The following is a 17,663-nucleotide window of genomic DNA, read 5'->3' as shown; positions in this document are numbered from 1 at the left end:
ATATGGCCAATGAAATTGGGATCCCGTCATCGGTCACTCCTTCTTCTCTTCAGTCAAGTAGCAAGAGCGGCCAATCGGCCGCTCAAGTGCTATCTGGCACGACGGAAGAGCAGCGGGTGACGGCACAACAGGATGTGAAAAAACAGCAGGATGCTCTGAATGGTGAAAAAATCGCCAAACAGGGTGTATCCAATGCCGATATTGAAAATGAGGTCCAAAACTTGCAGGAGTTCAGCAAGTTGCAAGGTTGGACTGTCAATTTCAGTGTTGAGAATGATCTGGATCAGGTGGTCATCAAGGTGATGGACGCCGAGACCAAGTCAATGATCCGGCAGATCCCGAGTGAGGAGCTGCTGGCCATCAGCAAGCGGATCAAGGATCTGCGTGAGGGTGATGTATCCGGCGGCGGTTCGCGGGTCGGGCTGCTGCTCGATAACGAGATCTGATACGAAAAAATTAAGAGGAGAGAGAGTATGCCCACCATTACGTCTGCCGGTGCCGGCTCCGGACTCGATTTGGAGTCAGTGATTGCTGCCAGTGTCGATGCCAAAAAGGCACAACTGATGCAGCCCATCACCACCAAGAAGACCAACACTCAAATCACTCTCTCCGGTGTGGGGCAGCTGAAGTCTGCCATCGCCTCGTTCGTGACCACTCTGCAGGCCATGGCGAAGGATGATGCGTTCAACAAGCGATCCATCAACATTACCCAGGACAAGGACAAACCCGTGCTCAAGGTGGAGAGCAAGGCGGGGGCCTCCAACGGTCAATATGACATCAGTGTCGAACAATTGGCGAAGTCCAGTAAATTTGACGGTACCTTCGACTCGTCGACGACCCCCCTCATCACCCAGGACGGGAAACTGACGTTCAAGGCTGGCGATAAAATGTTCGATGTCGACGTCAAAGCTGGCGATTCGTTGCAATCCATCCGAAAGCGCATCAACAATGACGCAGACAACTTCGGTCTGAGCGTCAACATCATGAATACCTCAGATGGTAAATCCAAGCTGATGATCGACTCCGGGGTCAGCGGCGACGGCAAGGATCTGCAGATCACCGGCAGCACCACCGAGTTGACCGACAACCTGGTGTCCAAGTTGACCCAAAGCCAGAGCGCTCAGGATGCCAAGATCAAGGTAGATGGCAACGCCCTGACGAGTGCGACCAATACCTTTGATGGCACCATAGTCGGGCTCAAACTGACCGTGCTCAGAGAGTCGGATAGCACGACCTCTACCGATGTAGGTGGCAATCCGGTCAAGACCTACAGCTCGAACAAGGTTGACATTAGCACTGACAAGGCCGGTATCAAAGATATGGTCAAAAGCTTTGTCGATGGTTACAACGCGCTGGTGAAGAAGAGTAATGAGTTGGGCAAACGTAGCTCTATCGTTGCTGGAAAAAACCAAAATGATGGTGGAGCGCTGGCTGGTGATGCGACAACACGCGCAGTGATCAACATGATGGGCGGTGCTATCAACGAGCCCTCACAAAAATCCTCAACCTATTCAACGATTTTCCAGATGGGTATCAAGATGGATAACAAGGGGGTATTGTCTATCGACGATACCAAGTTCAGCGAGGCCATCGACAAGAACTTTGATCAGGTGGTTGCTGTGTTTGGCGGCAAGGATGGGGTTGCAGGCAAGCTGGCCAGCCAGCTGGAAACCTACTCCAAGACCGGTGGCCTGTTGGCCAAACGGGAAGATTCGCTCAATACCGATCTGCGCGAAGTAAGCCGCAAGGAGTCGGATATTACCGCCCAGCTGACCAAGTATCAGGAGACCTTGCGGGCCCGTTATGGCAGCCTGGACAGTATGCTGGCTAAGATGAACAAGTCGGCCTCTTATCTGAATCTGCTCAATACCAAAACGAATTAATACGTAGTCAGGAGCCGTGCCTCTTATGTATCGGAAAAATATCAAGGCTTACACCACCCAGAATCTGCAGTCCGAGCTGGCGGTGGCAGATCCCTACCGGGTGATCCAGCTGTTGATGCAGGGTTGCCTCGAGCGTCTTGCCCAGGCCCGTGGTGCCATCGAACGTCGTGATTTCGAGGCCAAGTCCCAGTCCATCTCCAAGACCATGGCCATCATCAACGGTTTACAGGACTCTCTGGATCTTTCTTATGGTAAAGTTCCAGAGGATCTTTTTGCTCTGTATGACTATATGAAGGTACGGATGATGGATGCCAGTCGCGACATGGACATGGCCGCCATCGACGAGGTGATGAACCTGATGCTGACCATTAAAAGCGGTTGGGATGCTATACCTGTCGAGATGCGTGAAAAGGCTTTAGCTCAACAACATATTGGTAGACAAAATGAGCTATAACCGTTTCCCTGAATTAATGACAGTAGGTCGAGAGTTGCTGACCTTATTGGAAAATGGGGAAGTGAATGCAGCTGAGTTGTTAATTGATCGTTACCTAGAAATGTTTAATGATTTTTTTCAGAATGCTAAATTAGAACTTGTGATTGACATAGAGCAGCAGCAAGCATTGTTAGAATTTCAATCTATCTATAAACAAGTAGAAAATACTAAGAACCAGACTGAAGCTGCTTTGTTGAAAATTTCAAAAGCAGGTCGAGCATCTGATCTTTACAAGCTGAATCTAGGTTAGTGATCTATGATGGATTTTAATAAAAAAATTAATGAAATAGAAAGTGAGTTAACCCGTCTCGAGCGCCAGAAAGAGCAGGAAGCTGCTATGCTCGATGTACTACCAGTTCGTTATGAACTGAATATGATGGCATTAGAAAAATACATGCCAGATATATATAATTTTTTCAAAGATTATGTACCCGAACGTGCATTTCGATTTTTTTGTACTGAAAATGGAGAGCCAAATGTTCTCTGGTTATCAGAAAATAAGGCTCTCTATGGTAATGAGCCATTTAAAGATGCTGAGGAACAAGTTAAATATATATTTCAACACAATAAGTTACAATGCGTTAATTTTGTAAAGGACTGGTTCGTTGGTGGTCGTATACATATTAAATATAACAATGCCATTGCTGATTTGAAACCAGATATAACACGCTGTGATATGACTTTAAATAATTTTGTTGGCTTTGATATACCAATGGTAGTCATGTATGGTATAGGCCTTGGTTATCAGCTTGGATATTTGTATGAAAAGTTTAAGATAAAAAATCTTTTTGCTTTTGAGCCTGACTTAGATATATTTTATGCTTCTCTTTTTTGTTTTGACTGGAGTGCTCTTCTTGATTTCATGAGTAGGGAATCAATAAGTTTGCATATATTCCTAGGTGTTGATGAAAACCTCCTTGTGGGAGATATGATTAATGCCCTGAGTAGTAAAGGCGCATTTTGGTCATCAGCATATTTTTCGTTCGCACATTACAATTCAGATAAAATAAACAAATTGGTTGCTAGGGTTGAGAAGGAGTTTCACTTACTCAGGAGTGGGTGGGGGTTCTTCGATGACAATATATATTCATTGGCTCACAGTCGTATCCATCTATTAAATGAAGATTTTTTCTTAAAAAAAGAAAGAGATATGTCTTTTTTGAAAGATATACCAGCTTTTGTTGTTGGGAATGGACCTTCTTTAGATAAAAACATAAATTTTATTAAAAATTTATCAGATCAAGTAATTATTATTGCATGTGGTTCTGCAGTTAGTGCACTTTATAAAGAAGGAATTCAGGCTGATATATATGTTGCAGTTGAAAGAACCAAAAGTTCAGCTGACTTTCTAGACATAATGAATGCACGAAACTACTTGCGTGAGATGGCTTTCTTAAGTGTTGATGTCATTCATCCAGATTGTAAGAAGTTTTTTAGAAAAACAGGTTTAGCTTTTAAAGCAGATGAGCCTATTTATACATACTTATCGGCTTTATCAGAACAGAAATATGATACTCTAGATTATTCCAATCCTTTTGTTGGTAATTCAGGTTTAAATTATGCCTTGTTGTTAGGGTTTAAAAATGTATACTTGTTTGGTATTGACAATGGCTATAAAAATATAGAAACCCATCACTCCATATTAAGCCTATACTATAATGATAAAAAAGAAAGTAAAATTAAATCACATGTAGAAGATGCATTTTTATCCCCTGCAAATTTTGGCGGTGTAGCCTATACCAATAGGTTGTTTTCTCTTTCAGCATACAGAATGTCCCAACTCATTAGTGAATTTAAAAATACTATGTGTATGAATTGTAGCGATGGGATATATATTGATGGAGCAATTCCTCTTCATGCGGAAATGCTTAACCTTCATTCAAGAAAAATAGATAAAAAGAAGATAGTTGATAATATTTTTGATTGTGGGTTTATCAAGTTTGATGCCAGCAATCTAGATTTTGACATCCTACTAAATAAACCATTGTTTATTGATTTGATGGATATGTTCAGAAAGGACTGGAATGATGTATCTAGAGATTTCAATGATATATTATCATTGATGCAAAAACACCATGATTATTTGTATTATATTGGGCGTACCAGAGAAAGACACATATACAGAGTGCTAATTGGTTCATTGAATTATTTTTATGCCAATATGATTACACTAATGCTAATTATCATTGAGGTTGAGGGTAGCCTATTTAAGGAGAAGGTTGAGCAGGCGTTAAAAATATTAGATTCTTTTTTTGTTGAGGCTTGCGACCTATATTGTAATGCTTTTGAAAATGTCGATGATAATTATTTTACAGGCTTGAATGTTTTTAAGCATGACTGACAGTTTTAACGACATATAATCTGCTGGTTTGATACCTAAGTTGCTGTTCAGAATAGTATAGTACTGAATAAGGATGGGTTTACCTCACAACGGTAGATACATCCTATCCTCACGACGAGACCTGTTCAAAGGCCTCCCGGCTGACAGCAACTAACGTGGTTGTACCTTAGAACCCCGTTAAGAAAATTTCAATGTAATCTAAGATATTATCAGTACGGTAGCGGCATTTCTAATGCGATCTTTTTTCTTCAAACTGAAGAGCGATTCAGCTACCGCATTGTCCAGTTGTCACGTCGGCTCATAATTGGTGCTAGGTTGTTGGCCTGGCAGAAAGGCTGCTAGTCGTCACTATCATATTAGTTACTCTGGCCCCAGAGTGCACGATGACCTTGCTGTCTGGTTTACGCTGTCATTCGGCCATCAGCTGTGCACCCAACGCGAACTCGCGTGAAAGGATCTGTTTTATCCACCAGACCACCATTTTACAAGTAAAATATCTATAACTATAGCCAGATACAGCCAGCCAAATCAAGTGCGGATATAGGTGGTATTGGTAACCAAACCTGATTTACCCATATAACAATAACTTATCGCTGTATACAATTAGGTGCAGTGGTGGAAGATCTACGGGATACCCTACGTGGCGATTTATAGCCGAAAACCGTTGTGATCTGATTTATTTGCATAAGCTATCCCACCCGTTTTTACCACAGGTTTTGCCGTACTCATTCAGGTTGCCATCAATCTAGCGATAGCCATACACTGCGGCCTAAAGTGTGTGGGTCACGAATGAGTGTTTCTGGGGGCAGGTTGTTTTGAACACGTGAATAGCATCGAATGGTGCTGCTATGTATAAAAATAAGCCCAAGCGACATTTATTACCAGACACATTGTCATGACACTCCATACAGAGCGTGCTCGCTAATAAAATGATACTTCAGTCGGGCTCTCTTGTAAATTTCTGAGCGACCTTTTCAGTATATTCCACTTTTCTTTGATGCATTTTAACTGTACCCATAGCCTCAGGACCTCACTCTTTTCTTCCAGTAAGTCTCGAGCATGCTACTCACTATTATCCGGTTTGATGGCCCTCAGCCATTTATAAAAACTGTGTGCAGAAATCTCCAGCAAGTCATAGATTTCTACTCATTGAATAACCAAGAGCAGTTATCTAACGCACGGCTTTTCATTTAAAATTCAGGTGTAAATCGTGGAGTGCCCATACGCCCCTCTTATGCTAAAACTCTAGGGCTGGATCGTCTACTAGGGTGGGGACAGTCCACATTGTTACAATTATTGAAGTTGATGGTCGGACCAATCACGAAGAAGTCGTCGAACTCGAACGCGTAATAATGGTCCCCATTTGGGAATATTATTTGGTGAAATTTTCCTCGGAATGAATATCGATGATCTTATGTGACAGGTTTGGCGCCGTAGCACTGGTAAGATCCGAGATACGGACCAATGGCAATTTTGGAACAAAAATTCTTCCACCTTCATGCGATCAGAATTATTCAACATGAAGTATATCCCTTGATGCAAGGTGATATAGGCGCGGGTCATTTTTCTAATTGATGGTGGGTAAAGTATCTTCGCACTAGCCCATCTTCTTTGAAAAAATGGGGCGATAGAACAACTATAACTGACCATATCGCCATAGTGGGTTATGACAAAACTGGTAGGATTATAATGTATAATTGTAATATAGTTTGCTGTCATGAAGGATTTATTGGATGCCGGCAGTGGCGCCGTAGGAATGGATTGGGTTTGCGTCCTAGATGAGTTTTCAGCAATATGAACATTGGTTTTGATGCACTCTACTGGGTTGTATTCAGCAGCTGTAACCTGTTGCAAAGCTACTGCATGGACCACATAATAGATGCAACACATTGACTTGGTGAGCCGGCTATTACCTCTTAGATCACCAATAAAATACATTGAGGAGTTGTTGGGATTCCGCGTTACTTCGAGCGACTTCAGTTCGTCACGAGATTGAATAATGGTTATTTCCGTTTATGTTTATAAAGTTTCTGTGCTGTTTTGACCAATGTTTGTCCAAACGAGCTGGTACTGCCTGTGAATAGTAACATTTTATTGTGGCATCTAGTCATACAAACAGTAGATTCATTATATTCCAACAAGAAGAATACCCGCATTTTGGAATAATGTTGACTGTTTTTCACAAAACAGTGTGAATGATAGGGGTCTCAAGCCGGCAAATCGTTATGTCCTAATCAGAGTTAGCTATCAGGAAGAATCGCGAGTTTGCATGCAGGTCTGGATTGCTTGACATATCTGCTCCACCGCATTGAGTGCTCTTGGGGTGAAACGGTGCAGCTCATCCGAGTTGATGAGTTGCAGACGCTGATGGCGAACGGCATCCACCATGGGCCACTGTTGCCAGTGGCGCAGGGCGTCAGCGTCTTGACTCCCTGCCAGGATCAACGCCGGATTGGCCTTGATCACCTGCTCCAGGCTGACCTGGGGATAGGGAGTGGGGGCATCCGCCATCAGGTTATCCCCGCCACACAACTCGATGGCCTGGGCGGGCCAGGCGTTGCCGCTGACGCTGGTCAGCGGTGGATACCAGAGCTGGTAGAACACCTTGATATGCTTGGGTTTGCCGTAGCGCTGCCCAAGGTTGGCTAGGCGGTCGAGATAGGCGTCGGCCTCGGCATTGGCGGTTTTTTCCACCCCCAATGTTTTTCCCAAGGCCCGCATTTCGGTGGCGAGGGAGGCAAAGTCGGTCGGTTCTGAATAGAACACCGGGATCCCCAGCTGCTCGACGGGGGCCAGCATACGGGATTGGGCGGAGCGCCAGGCGACGATCAAATCGGGCTTTTGGGCCAGCAGGGCTTCCAGATTGATGCTGCGGTAATTGGCCACCTGGGGCAGGCGTTTGACCTCGGGCGGATAATCGGAGGCATCGTCGGTGGCCACGATGCGATCACCGGCACCGATGGCAAACAGCAGTTCGGTCAGATGAGGAGTGAGGCTGACGATGCGTGCAGGCGTCCCGGCCAGCAGGGCGGGCGACATGCACAACAGGCAGAGCAGGGTGAGCCATCTAGCCATGCAGGTGCTCCAGCACAGTGAGCAGCAATGCCAGCGCCAGCCAGCCCCAACCGGCTTGTTGCAGGCGGTTTAGCAGACGCAGGGCTGTACCGACATCCGGCTCGGCGGCGGCGTCAAACACGGGAAAACGGATCAAGCTGCCCTGATAGTAACGGGGGCCACCAAGCTTGCAGCCCAGCGAGCCGGAGAGCAGCGCCAGCAGTATTCCCATGGCGGGGTAGGGCCAGAGCATGGCTGTACGCAATCGGCTGGCCAGCTTGCGCAGCTGGGTCAGGCACAAGGGCAGCGCCAGCAACAAGATGGCAGGGGTACACAGGGCCTGGTAGAGCACGGCGGCGGCCCGGCCAAAGTGGGCAAAGGCTGGCAGTTTCGGGCTCCAGCCCTGGTTCATCAGCTGGGCGAGGCGCCACAACAGGGCCCCCTGCACCCCCGCCAGGGCGAACCCCAGCAGCGGGCCGGCCCACTGCCCGACCAGGCGCAGGGCGCAGCTTTCACTGACCGCCTTGGCAAGCCCCATCAGGGAGAGTTTACCGGTATCTCGTCTGAGCCAGGGGGCGGCCTGCAACCTGGCCACCACCAAGGTATCCTGGTCTGTCAGTGCGCGAGTGGCACGGGCCAGCTCCCGCAGCGGACGCGATTCCAGCATCAGCAGCAGAAACAGCAGATCGAACAGCTGCTCCGAGAGCGAAAGATTGCGAACCGCCCAGAGTCCGGCGGCGCACGGCAGCCAGACAATCAGCATGGCCAGCAGACCGGCCTGCAATTGCTGACCGGGGGCGCCATCGGGGCGACACACCTTGTGACCCAGCCGGGTCAGCAGGGGCACGACGGCGGAGAGCCGATAGTGGGCCGGCCAGGGCACGATGGCCTCCAGCAGCGCGGCCCCGAGCAAAATGGCCGCCGGAGTGGCGGCCATCTGTTCCAGCGTGGTGAGTGGGATCACAGCTTGCCGAGCATCTTGATGATCACCTCTGCGGAGTGCTTGCCGGCCACCTCGATGAAGGCATCGAAGGATTCGACCTGTTCCTTGCCGGCGATGTCGGACATGGCACGCACCACCAGATAGGGCACCTTGAACATGTGGCACACCTGACCGATGGCGGCGCCTTCCATCTCGACCGCCAGCATCTGCGGGAAATCGGCGCGAGCCTTGGCGATGGCGTCGGGCTTGCACATGAACTGATCGCCGGTGCAGATGAGGCCAACCTTGGTCTGATGCTTGCCTTGCTCGGCGATGCAATCTTGGGCGACAGCGATGAGCGTTTCGTCGCAGGGGAAGGCGGCCGGTTGCTGCGCCATCTGGCCCATCTCGTAGCCAAAAGCGGTGACATCCACATCGTGGAAGCGCATCTCGCTGGCGATCACCACGTCACCTATGTGCAGGTCCTGGGCAAAGCCGCCGGCAGAACCGGTATTGATGACGTAGTCGGGGGCGAATTTTTCCAACAGCAGGCTGGTGGCGACGCTGGCGGCGACTTTACCGATGCCGGAGCGGGTCAGGATCACCTCTTTGCCTGCCAGGGTGCCCTGATAGAACTCGCAGCCGCCCAGTTGCAGGGTGGTCGGGTTGCTCATCTGGCTGCGCAGCAGGGCCACTTCCTGTTCCATGGCGCCGATAATACCTACTTTCATCACTCACCTCGTCTTGATGGCCATGCGGCCGAATAAGTTGTTGTGGATCATAACAAAAGTTGGCGATGGCGCCGAGCATTCCGATACTGCGCGATGTGAAGGGGCGCTTAAGGGTAGCGCTTGGCGAGGTTAGCCAGCTCGCCGCTGTCTGCCAGCCGTTGCAGGGCATTGGCGAACAGGGCCAGCCGGGCAGGGGAGGTGCGCTGGTAAAACAGGATGTAGAAGGGAATGGTCTCCATGGCGGTGGGGAGGATGCGAATTTGGCCGCTCAGGTGGTGGCGCAGCAGGTCGGCCTCGAAGCCGGGTGAGCGGTAATAGACGAAGCGCCCTCGTTTCATCAGCAGCTTGTCATAATTGGCAGCACTGCTGATCCCGCCGCTGTCGATGACGAGTCCCTGCAGGGCCTGCAGTCGTTCGATGGCGCCGCTGCCGTGATTGATGAGGATGATGCCCTCTTCGCCAAGAGCCCTGACGTCGTTCCACTGGCGGATCTCGACCGGATCATCGCTGCGCACCGCGAGGTGGTAGCGCACGGTGAAGATGGGGGGCTGCAGATAGAGGAAGTGGTTGCGACGGTCCGGGTTGTCGCCCACGCCGCAGATGAAGTCGAGCTGGCCGAAACGCACCTGTTTCTCCAGTCGCTTGAGGGGCACAAAGCGCTGATCCCCCTGGATGCGCAGGGCGGGCTCCTGGCGCTCCAGCAGTCGAAACAGCTCGACGCAGAATCCCCCGATGCGGCCATCCGCCATCTGGATGTATTTGGGGGCGGATTCGGGCTGCGCCGCCGTGCGATAGATTTCGGTGGCAGAGACGGCCCGGTGAGCGACTGCCAGCAGACAACCCAGCACCATCACCCGGAATATCATGTCATGCTGGCCCTCAATGCGTGGGGAAATGCGACGTTGCCCGCGGATGTCACGGCGCTAGTGATCAAACATTACGCCATATATCAGGATCTTATCAACCAAGTGCCGTATCGAGGGTCATCATCAAGGCAAACCCGGCCATCAGGCCCAGGGTGGCGTGGGTTTGGTGGCCATTGCGGTGAGTCTCGGGGATCACCTCGTGGGAGACCACGAACAGCATGGCACCGGCGGCCAGTCCGAGGCCGATGGGATAGGCGATGGCCAGCCCGCTGGAGAGGCCGACGCCGAGCAGGGCCCCGAGCGGCTCAAGCAGACCGCTGCCGATGGCAACCAGCACGGCTTTGCCGGGGCGAAAACCGGCGGCGCACATGGCGAGCGCCACCGCCAGCCCTTCCGGTATGTCCTGCAACGCGATGGCGGTGGTGAGCGGCAGACCCACCGACATGTCGCCCTGCGAGAAGCTTACCCCGATGGCCATCCCCTCCGGCAGGTTGTGCAGGGCGATGGCAAACACGAACAGCCAGACCCGGGAGCAACTCTCGTGGCCGGGACCACAGGGGCCGGTCTTGTCATGCTCATGGGGGGTGAATTGGTCGAGCCCCAGCATCAGCAGCACCCCGAGGGTCATGCCTGCCACCACCACGGCAGCGGCGAGAAAGCCGTTGCCGGTGAGCCCCTCTGCCGCCTCGAGCCCCGGCAGCAGCAGGGAGAAGGCGCTGGCCGCCAGCATCATGCCGGCGGCAAAGCCCAGCATGCTGTCCTCCACCCGCTGGGGGACCGAGCGCAGAAAGAGGGCTGGCAAGGCGCCGAGCGCGGTGGCGGCAAAGCCGGCCAGGCCGCCGAGCAGGCCGTAGCGAACGCCGGGGCTGATGTCGCCGGCGGCCAGCATCACCAGGCTCTGCAGCAGCAACAGCACGACGGCCGCCAGTGCAACGAGCAGGCCGATGGCGATCACCGGGCGTGCCCGCAGTTGCTCGCGCAGCTGGGCAGACCAGGAGGAAAGGGGCAGGGCCGACGCGTTATCCATGAAGATCACCTCTCTTGCTTGATGGCGGGGACGGCGGGGCGCCATCCGGGGACTCTTGCATTACAGCGAGCCGGGCCTGACTTGTCCATGCCGGCGCATCGATAGCATTCATCGGCTAACTATTTGAAATGATTTGGTCGCCTTGAATAGTTTGTGATGAAGATCGGGTTGTACGGAAAAACAACTTGCTTTGTTACGGCGAAAGCTGGTGAAGGAGTAGGCAGGTTTGTGGTAAAGTGCCGCCCTCGCGAAACCCACCCTTCCCTTGGTCTTTCGCAACGTCCCATCTCCCGCCAGGAAAGCCCGGGTTACCAGTTCATACGGATGTGATCGCCACTGTGCACCTGCTTGTCAGCAGTCGAGGATCACCAGCCACCATGTTTTACAAAAATCTGTCTATCGGCAAAAAGATTGCCGTGGTCTTTGCGGTCATTGCGGCCGTCAACGTGATATTCGGTATTTTTCTCTCCAGCGAGCTGCGTGGCGTGCGCGATCGCGTGCTGAATTTTACCGATTCCACCCTGCCGAGCGTACTCTCGGTCGAGAACCTGCTCTACGACGTATCCTACGTGCGCCGTGCCCAGTTTGCCCTGCTGATGGTGGATGACGCCAGCGATCTGCAGGCGCGCCGCGGCCGGATCCAGGCTAGCGTCCAGAAAGTCGAGCAGGCCTTTCGTGCCTATGAGGCCACGGTCGGTGCCGACCATGAGCGCCAGGTGTTCAACCGCGCCAAACAGGAGTGGCAACGCTATCTGAACTCGGTCAATCTGGTGGATCAACTGCTGGTGCAGGGTCAGCTGGCCCAGGCCAAGGATCAGCTGTTCCAGTCCAACCCCATTTATGGCGAGCTGGAGCAGGCGGTCAACGGTCTGGTGGAAGTGAACCTCGGCTTTGTGAAAGAGAACCGTGGCAGCCTACTTGGCAGCGTCAACATGGTGACCAGTTTTGCCATGGTGAGCATCGGCAGCCTGCTGCTGTTCATGGTGGCCATGACCTGGTTCCTGACCCGCCAGATCTGCGTGCCGTTGCAGGCCGTGGTGGCGCAGGCCAACGCCATCGCCGCCGGCGATCTGACCCATCAGCTGGACCGCCAGCACATCGGTCGCGACGAGCTGGGCATGCTGGCCAAGGCTTCCCTCAAGATGCAGGACAACCTGCGTGGCCTGATTGAAGAGGTAGTCGCGGCTGTGACTCAGCTGGGTGCCGCCATTGAAGAGGTGAGCGCCGTCTCCGAGCAGTCGGCACAGGGGATCCAGAGCCAGCAGCAGGAGATCTCGCTGGTCGCCACCGCCATGGCCCAGATGAAGGCCACCGTGGCCGATGTGGCAGGCAACACCGAGACCGCGTCCGAGTCGGCCAGCTCCGCCAATGCCTTGGCACGCCGTGGCAATCAGGATGTGCAGAGCTCGCTGATGTCCATTACCCGGGTTGCCGAGGAGATTGAACAGGCGGGCACCCTGGTCACCGAGCTGGAGCGTGAATCCGCCCAGATCAACGTGGTAGTTGACGTGATCCGCGGCATCGCCGACCAGACCAACCTGCTGGCACTCAATGCCGCCATCGAGGCTGCCCGCGCTGGCGAGCAGGGGCGCGGCTTCGCGGTGGTGGCAGATGAGGTACGCACCCTGGCGGGCCGCACCCAGGCTTCCACCGGTGAGATCGTTGCCATCATCGAAACCCTGCAGGCACGTGCCAACCAGGCCAAAGAAGTGACCGGCCAGAGCTGCGAGATGATCCGCCAGTGCGTGGAGCAGAGCGAGCAGACCAGCAATGGCATCCAGCAGATTGAAGAAGCGGTGGCCCAGATCGCCGACATGGCCATTCAGATCGCCAGCGCCTGTGGCGAGCAGGATGCGGTCTCCGATGAGCTGGGTCGCAACGTGGAGCGGATCAACGAATCCTCCAACGAGGTCGCCGTTGGGGCCGATCATACCGCCCGCGCCTGCCTGGAGCTGAGCCAGCTGGCCGCCGGTTTGCGTCAGACCATCGGTCGTTTCCGTCTGGCGTAATGCTGCTGCGCGCCAGGGAGGGCGCAGCAACCGCTGCCTGTATTGGCAGGCACCCAAACAACCCGGCTCTGGCCGGGTTGTTTGTTATTGGCTGGCGGCTACTTGGACTAGTCATATGGTTTGCAATGAAGGGATAACAACACGGGTTCGGTGAACGGCGCTGCAAGTCTGCGATGGCAGAAGCTAGCAGCCGGGGTGGTTCGAGAGCCGCCTGAGGGAGGAGGCCGGGTGGTGGCGCAGAGCTGGTTCTGGTTCGAAGGGGGAGCATCCTCTTGCCGCGTTGACGAGATATCTACAAAGGCCGCCTTGGCTGGGCAACGGATGCAGTCACCCCGATGGGATAGGTAGGGCAATGACGTGTGGGGATAGGACGCAGACTGGCAAGCTTTCTGTGCTGACGGCCATAAAAAAACCCGGCCTGGGCCGGGTTTGTGGTACGTGCGCTGCGCGAGGCTGGCTTATTTGGCCAGGGACTCCGGCAGGTTCTCACGGATCTTGCCGAGCATCTCTTTCAGAACGCGCGGGTTGGCAACCACGATGTTGCCGGAGTTTTCGTAGTTGTGACCACCGACGAAGTCGGTGACGATGGCGCCGGCCTCTTTGGCCAGCAGCTCACCGGCTGCGGTATCCCAGGGCTTCAAGCCGATTTCCCAGAAACCGTCGACACGACCGGCAGCCACGTAGGCCAGATCCAGCGCCGCAGAGCCAGCACGACGGATGTCGGCACACTCGATGAACATGCTCTGGAATATCTTCAGGTACGGCTCGATGTGGTGCTTCTGCTTGAACGGGAAACCGGTGGCCAGGATGGTGCCGGCCAGCTCTTTGGCCTTGCCGACACGGATGCGATAACCGTTCAGCTGGGCACCACTACCACGGGTAGCAGTAAACAGCTCGTCACGGATCGGATCGTAAACAACGGCTTGTTCAGTCTTGCCCTTCACGCGCAGGGCGATGGAGACGGCAAAGTGCGGAATGCCTTTGACCAAGTTGGTCGTGCCATCCAGTGGGTCAATGATCCATTGGTAGTCCGGATTGGTACCGGTAATCTCACCAGACTCTTCAGCCACGATGCTGTGTTCCGGGTAAGATTTCTTGATGGTGTGAATGATGGCCGCTTCGGCTTCACGGTCAACGTTGGTCACGAAGTCATTGCTGCCTTTCTGGATAACCTCGATGTTCTCGGGTTGAGAGAAGGCTTTTACTACTACTTGACCGGCGTTGCGCGCAGCGCGCACGGCGATATTCAGCATCGGATGCATAGGTTCACCACTGGATGTTAAAGAACGGGGAATAAAAGGACGCGGTATCATACCAGTCTTCGCGAGAATGGCAACCGTTATACGCCATCCCCCCAGCCTTGGCGACTGCCAGATCTGACGGCTCCAATATAGGCTCCTTTTGGTCTAGTCTTATGGGCAGCAGCCGAATAACAGGCTGCATTGAGCATAGGGACGTGGATCATGAATTTGTCATTAGTCAGTCAAAAACCGTCGGCAATCACTACCCAGGGGCTGCTGGTTGCTTTGCGCGCATCGACCGGATATGGCGACTACTTCAACGAGGTGAGTATTGCCCAGCCTTGCCAATGGCAGCCAGGCAAGGAAGAGGCGGCGATCTTGCTGCTCGATGGCGATGCGGCCTGGCCGGAATTTGCCTGGCAGCGCAACAGCGATACGTTCGGCTTGCCGGTGTTGCCGCTGCTGATGCGCAAAGGCGATGCCACTCTCACTATTCAGGGGCCGGACGTGCGGGACCCGCGCTTCTACTTCGTCTCGAACGGCATCGTACTGGAAGAGTCAGAGCTTGCCGATCCCGCCTGCAGCCGGGTGCTGCTGAGCAAACTGGAGTCCTACTTCCCGCTCTTGTCCCGACTGATCCTGCTGCGCCAGCGCCAACCCATGGGGCTGTGCAACTAGTCGCGTCCTTCCCTGCGTCAGGGCTGTTCAAGCGGCACAATATTTGTCATAACTGACCAGTATTGTGCCGCTTTGCCATGCAGGCGCCGGAGCAAATGCCGGTGCGGCATCCACTCTATGTCCGTTGTCGTCTCGTATGAGCGAGGCTGTGGCCGTCTTTGCACAATGTGTGAATCACAAGGAGTTCATGATGATCGACTTTTATACCGCCGCTACGCCCAACGGCTTCAAGGTGGCGATTGCCCTGGAAGAGCTGGGCTTGCCCTATCGGGTGATCCCGCTCGATCTGTCGGCGCTGGATCAGAAGAAGCCCGAGTTTCTGGCCATCAACCCCAACGGCCGTATCCCGGCCATCGTCGATCGGGATAATGGTGACTTCGCCGTGTTCGAGTCCGGCGCCATCCTGCTTTATCTGGCGGAGAAGGCGGGCAAGTTGCTGCCGGCAGATCCCAAGCGCCGCTCCCAGGCCATCCAGTGGCTGATGTTCCAGATGGGCGGGGTCGGTCCCATGATGGGGCAGGCCAACGTCTTCTATCGCTACTTCCCGGAGAAGATCCCGGCCGCCATCGAGCGCTACCAGAAGGAGGGGCGCCGTCTGTTCGAGGTGCTCGACAGCCACCTGGCCCATCACGAATATCTGGCCGACGAGTACAGCATCGCCGACATCGCCACCTGGCCCTGGGTGCGCATTTATGACTGGAGCGGCATCTCCATCGAGGGGTTGCCTCATCTGCAAGCCTGGATGGACCGGATGGCAGAGAAGCCCGCCTGTCAGAAAGGGATCACCATACCGCCGCGCAACGAGAAGCCGGAGGATCTGGTCAAACAGGCCCAGCAGATGGTAACACGTTGATTTTTATTGCTGACGGGGCTAAAAACCCCGTCACATTAGAAAAACTAGGGAAAGCTGATTATAAAGATTCGTTCGTTTTTCGTGATCTGAATCACTAAGATCACCGCAAGCCTAGGGAGTGTCCTGCTCCTGGCCGGTGCGGGTTCTCCGCCTTGTAATTTCACCTTTTATTGACTCTGTGTTTTTGGATCCCCTCTGCAGGTTTCTGCCAGGGGTGCGGCAGCTTTTTGATGATTTTCGGGACTGAGATATGTATCGGCACAGTTTTTATTCGCTGTTTTTTCTGACCATTCTGATGGTCGCTGTGGGCCAGATGACCCAGACCCTGTATGTGCCCTCCATTCCCATGATGGCGGGGGACTTCAACGTGGCCTCCGGCCAGTTGCAGGCGGTGATGGCCTGTTACCTGATCCCGTACGGGCTCTCCCAGTTTGTTTACGGCCCGCTGTCGGATCGTATCGGCCGTCGCCCCATCCTGCTGATCGGCATGATGGTGTTTCTGGTGGGCACCCTGACCATTCAGTTGATCCCAAGCTTCATGGCGCTGCTGGTGGGCAGCTTCATCCAGGGGCTGGGCACCGGGGCGGGCGGCGCCATGAGCCGGACCGTGATGCGCGATCGCTACAGCGGCGCCGAGCTCAACCGGGCCAACAGCCTGGTGAGCATGGGGGTGATCTTCTCCCCGCTGCTGGCGCCGGTGCTGGGCGGCTGGTTGACCGAGCTGTTCAACTGGCGTGCCGGGTACTGGTTCCTGTTCGGCTTCGGTGCGGTGACGACTCTGGCGCTGCTGGCCTGGTTTGCTGAAACGCTGCCGGCGACGGCGCGCCAACAGCCGCTGCGAGTCGGTGCCGCCTATCGCCACGTGCTCGGCAACCCGCGCTTTCAGGGCAACCTGCTCTGTCTGATGGCGACCTTTGCCGGTCTGGCGGTGTTCGAGGCGGCGGCCGGCGTGCTGCTCGGCGATGTGCTCAAATTGAGTGCCCGCACCGTCAGCGTGCTGTTCGTGCTGCCGTTGCCCGGTTATCTGTTCGGTGCCTGGCTCTCTGCCAAGCTCAGTTTTCGCCTGAGTCAGGGCAAGTTGATGCGCCTTGGCATCGTCTTCCTGGCGCTGGGGTCGCTGATCATCCTGCTGCCGGGTCTGTTCGGGGTCGTGAGTGCGGCCTCCCTGGTCGGTGGCGCCGCCGTCTACTTCATCGGCAGCGGCATTCTCTATCCGACTGCTACCTCCTGCGCCATCGAACCCTTCCCGGGTCAGGCGGGCACCGCCGGTGCCATCCTAGGCGGCATGCAGAACCTGGGGGCCGGTATCGTGACGCTGCTGGCAGCCTGCTTCCCGATGGAAGGGCAGGTGACTCTGGGGGCCATCATGACACTGATGGTGCTGATCGTGGCGCTGAGTTTCCTCTGGCTGCGCCACCACGGCTCACCCCATCAACAGATGGCTGTCTGAGCCGAGCGCATAGAAAAGACCCGCCTAAGCCGGCGGGTTTTTTATGGGCCGCTTCTGGTGTGACTGGTGCCGCGGGCAGTGTCGAAGGGGGGCAGCGGCAGGGGAGAGGGATGGC

At 54.0% G+C, this 17,663-nt stretch carries 16 protein-coding genes and 1 pseudogene; 9 read left to right on the top strand and 8 right to left on the bottom strand.

Annotated features, from left to right (window positions below; all coding sequences use genetic code 11):
- The first annotated feature begins 2 nt into the window (after positions 1–2).
- Genes PG900_RS05395 through PG900_RS05375 form a run of 5 tightly spaced genes read left to right on the top strand, consistent with a single transcriptional unit; the run spans position 3 to position 4,717 of the window.
- Positions 3–446: a flagellar protein FlaG gene (locus tag PG900_RS05395; RefSeq protein WP_270802814.1), complete on the top strand. Its 444-nt coding sequence runs from the start codon at positions 3–5 to the stop codon at positions 444–446.
- A 27-nt stretch (positions 447–473) separates the two neighbouring features.
- The gene (gene fliD / locus PG900_RS05390) at positions 474–1,883 is read left to right on the top strand and encodes a flagellar filament capping protein FliD (RefSeq protein WP_024942780.1); all 1,410 of its coding nucleotides are present in this window, start codon (positions 474–476) and stop codon (positions 1,881–1,883) included.
- Between the two features lie 25 nt (positions 1,884–1,908).
- Entirely contained in the window at positions 1,909–2,337 is a 429-nt protein-coding gene (gene fliS / locus PG900_RS05385; protein ID WP_024942779.1) for a flagellar export chaperone FliS, read from the top strand.
- Positions 2,327–2,626 carry a hypothetical protein gene (locus PG900_RS05380; protein ID WP_024946099.1) on the top strand — a complete coding sequence of 100 codons (300 nt, stop codon included), beginning with the start codon at positions 2,327–2,329 and terminating at the stop codon, positions 2,624–2,626. The genes fliS and PG900_RS05380 overlap by 11 nt, the downstream gene beginning before the upstream one ends.
- 6 nt (positions 2,627–2,632) lie before the next feature.
- The gene (locus tag PG900_RS05375; RefSeq protein WP_232105232.1) at positions 2,633–4,717 is read left to right on the top strand and encodes a motility associated factor glycosyltransferase family protein; all 2,085 of its coding nucleotides are present in this window, start codon (positions 2,633–2,635) and stop codon (positions 4,715–4,717) included.
- 109 nt (positions 4,718–4,826) lie between these two features.
- Here PG900_RS05375 and PG900_RS23040 read toward each other — a convergent pair.
- The 7 genes and pseudogenes from PG900_RS23040 to PG900_RS05350 all read right to left on the bottom strand — a co-directional run bounded on the left by PG900_RS23040 (position 4,827) and on the right by PG900_RS05350 (position 11,317).
- Positions 4,827–5,940: pseudogene (locus PG900_RS23040) on the bottom strand (DDE-type integrase/transposase/recombinase).
- A 70-nt stretch (positions 5,941–6,010) separates the two neighbouring features.
- Positions 6,011–6,715 (bottom strand): polysaccharide biosynthesis protein, encoded by a 705-nt coding sequence (locus tag PG900_RS23035; protein ID WP_353736703.1) that lies wholly within the window; start codon positions 6,713–6,715, stop codon positions 6,011–6,013.
- A gap of 249 nt (positions 6,716–6,964) precedes the next feature.
- Complete coding sequence (locus PG900_RS05370; protein ID WP_024946101.1) at positions 6,965–7,792, bottom strand: cobalamin-binding protein; 828 nt, start codon at positions 7,790–7,792, stop codon at positions 6,965–6,967.
- On the bottom strand, positions 7,785–8,735 hold the full coding sequence (locus PG900_RS05365; RefSeq protein WP_024946102.1) for a cobalamin biosynthesis protein: 951 nt from the start codon (positions 8,733–8,735) through the stop codon (positions 7,785–7,787). Before PG900_RS05365 ends, PG900_RS05370 begins: the two co-directional genes overlap by 8 nt.
- Positions 8,732–9,424, bottom strand: a complete 693-nt coding sequence (gene mtnN, locus PG900_RS05360) for a 5'-methylthioadenosine/S-adenosylhomocysteine nucleosidase (protein WP_024946103.1) — start codon at positions 9,422–9,424, stop codon at positions 8,732–8,734. The genes PG900_RS05365 and mtnN overlap by 4 nt, the downstream gene beginning before the upstream one ends.
- 107 nt (positions 9,425–9,531) lie before the next feature.
- Positions 9,532–10,290, bottom strand: a complete 759-nt coding sequence (locus tag PG900_RS05355) for a substrate-binding periplasmic protein (RefSeq protein ID WP_024946104.1) — start codon at positions 10,288–10,290, stop codon at positions 9,532–9,534.
- Positions 10,291–10,384: 94 nt separating this feature from the next.
- Complete coding sequence (locus PG900_RS05350; RefSeq protein WP_024946105.1) at positions 10,385–11,317, bottom strand: ZIP family metal transporter; 933 nt, start codon at positions 11,315–11,317, stop codon at positions 10,385–10,387.
- Positions 11,318–11,694: 377 nt separating this feature from the next.
- Between PG900_RS05350 and PG900_RS05345 the strand changes: the two genes are divergently transcribed.
- The gene (locus PG900_RS05345) at positions 11,695–13,326 is read left to right on the top strand and encodes a methyl-accepting chemotaxis protein (RefSeq protein WP_024946106.1); all 1,632 of its coding nucleotides are present in this window, start codon (positions 11,695–11,697) and stop codon (positions 13,324–13,326) included.
- Between the two features lie 458 nt (positions 13,327–13,784).
- Here PG900_RS05345 and suhB read toward each other — a convergent pair whose 3' ends face one another.
- Positions 13,785–14,588 carry an inositol-1-monophosphatase gene (gene suhB, locus PG900_RS05340; RefSeq protein WP_166464384.1) on the bottom strand — a complete coding sequence of 268 codons (804 nt, stop codon included), beginning with the start codon at positions 14,586–14,588 and terminating at the stop codon, positions 13,785–13,787.
- Positions 14,589–14,789: 201 nt separating this feature from the next.
- Here suhB and PG900_RS05335 point away from each other — a divergent pair, with 201 nt between their 5' ends.
- The 3 genes from PG900_RS05335 to emrD all read left to right on the top strand — a co-directional run bounded on the left by PG900_RS05335 (position 14,790) and on the right by emrD (position 17,548).
- Entirely contained in the window at positions 14,790–15,245 is a 456-nt protein-coding gene (locus PG900_RS05335; protein ID WP_270697690.1) for a hypothetical protein, read from the top strand.
- A 190-nt stretch (positions 15,246–15,435) separates the two neighbouring features.
- Complete coding sequence (locus PG900_RS05330) at positions 15,436–16,098, top strand: glutathione S-transferase family protein (RefSeq protein ID WP_029301260.1); 663 nt, start codon at positions 15,436–15,438, stop codon at positions 16,096–16,098.
- Positions 16,099–16,348: 250 nt separating this feature from the next.
- Positions 16,349–17,548 (top strand): multidrug efflux MFS transporter EmrD, encoded by a 1,200-nt coding sequence (gene emrD, locus PG900_RS05325; protein ID WP_270801387.1) that lies wholly within the window; start codon positions 16,349–16,351, stop codon positions 17,546–17,548.
- The last annotated feature ends 115 nt before the right edge of the window (positions 17,549–17,663 follow it).

It is taken from the genome of Aeromonas sp. QDB03, assembly GCF_027707985.1.
Taxonomy (GTDB): domain Bacteria; phylum Pseudomonadota; class Gammaproteobacteria; order Enterobacterales; family Aeromonadaceae; genus Aeromonas; species Aeromonas hydrophila.
This window is presented reverse-complemented; position numbering and strand designations above follow the sequence as displayed.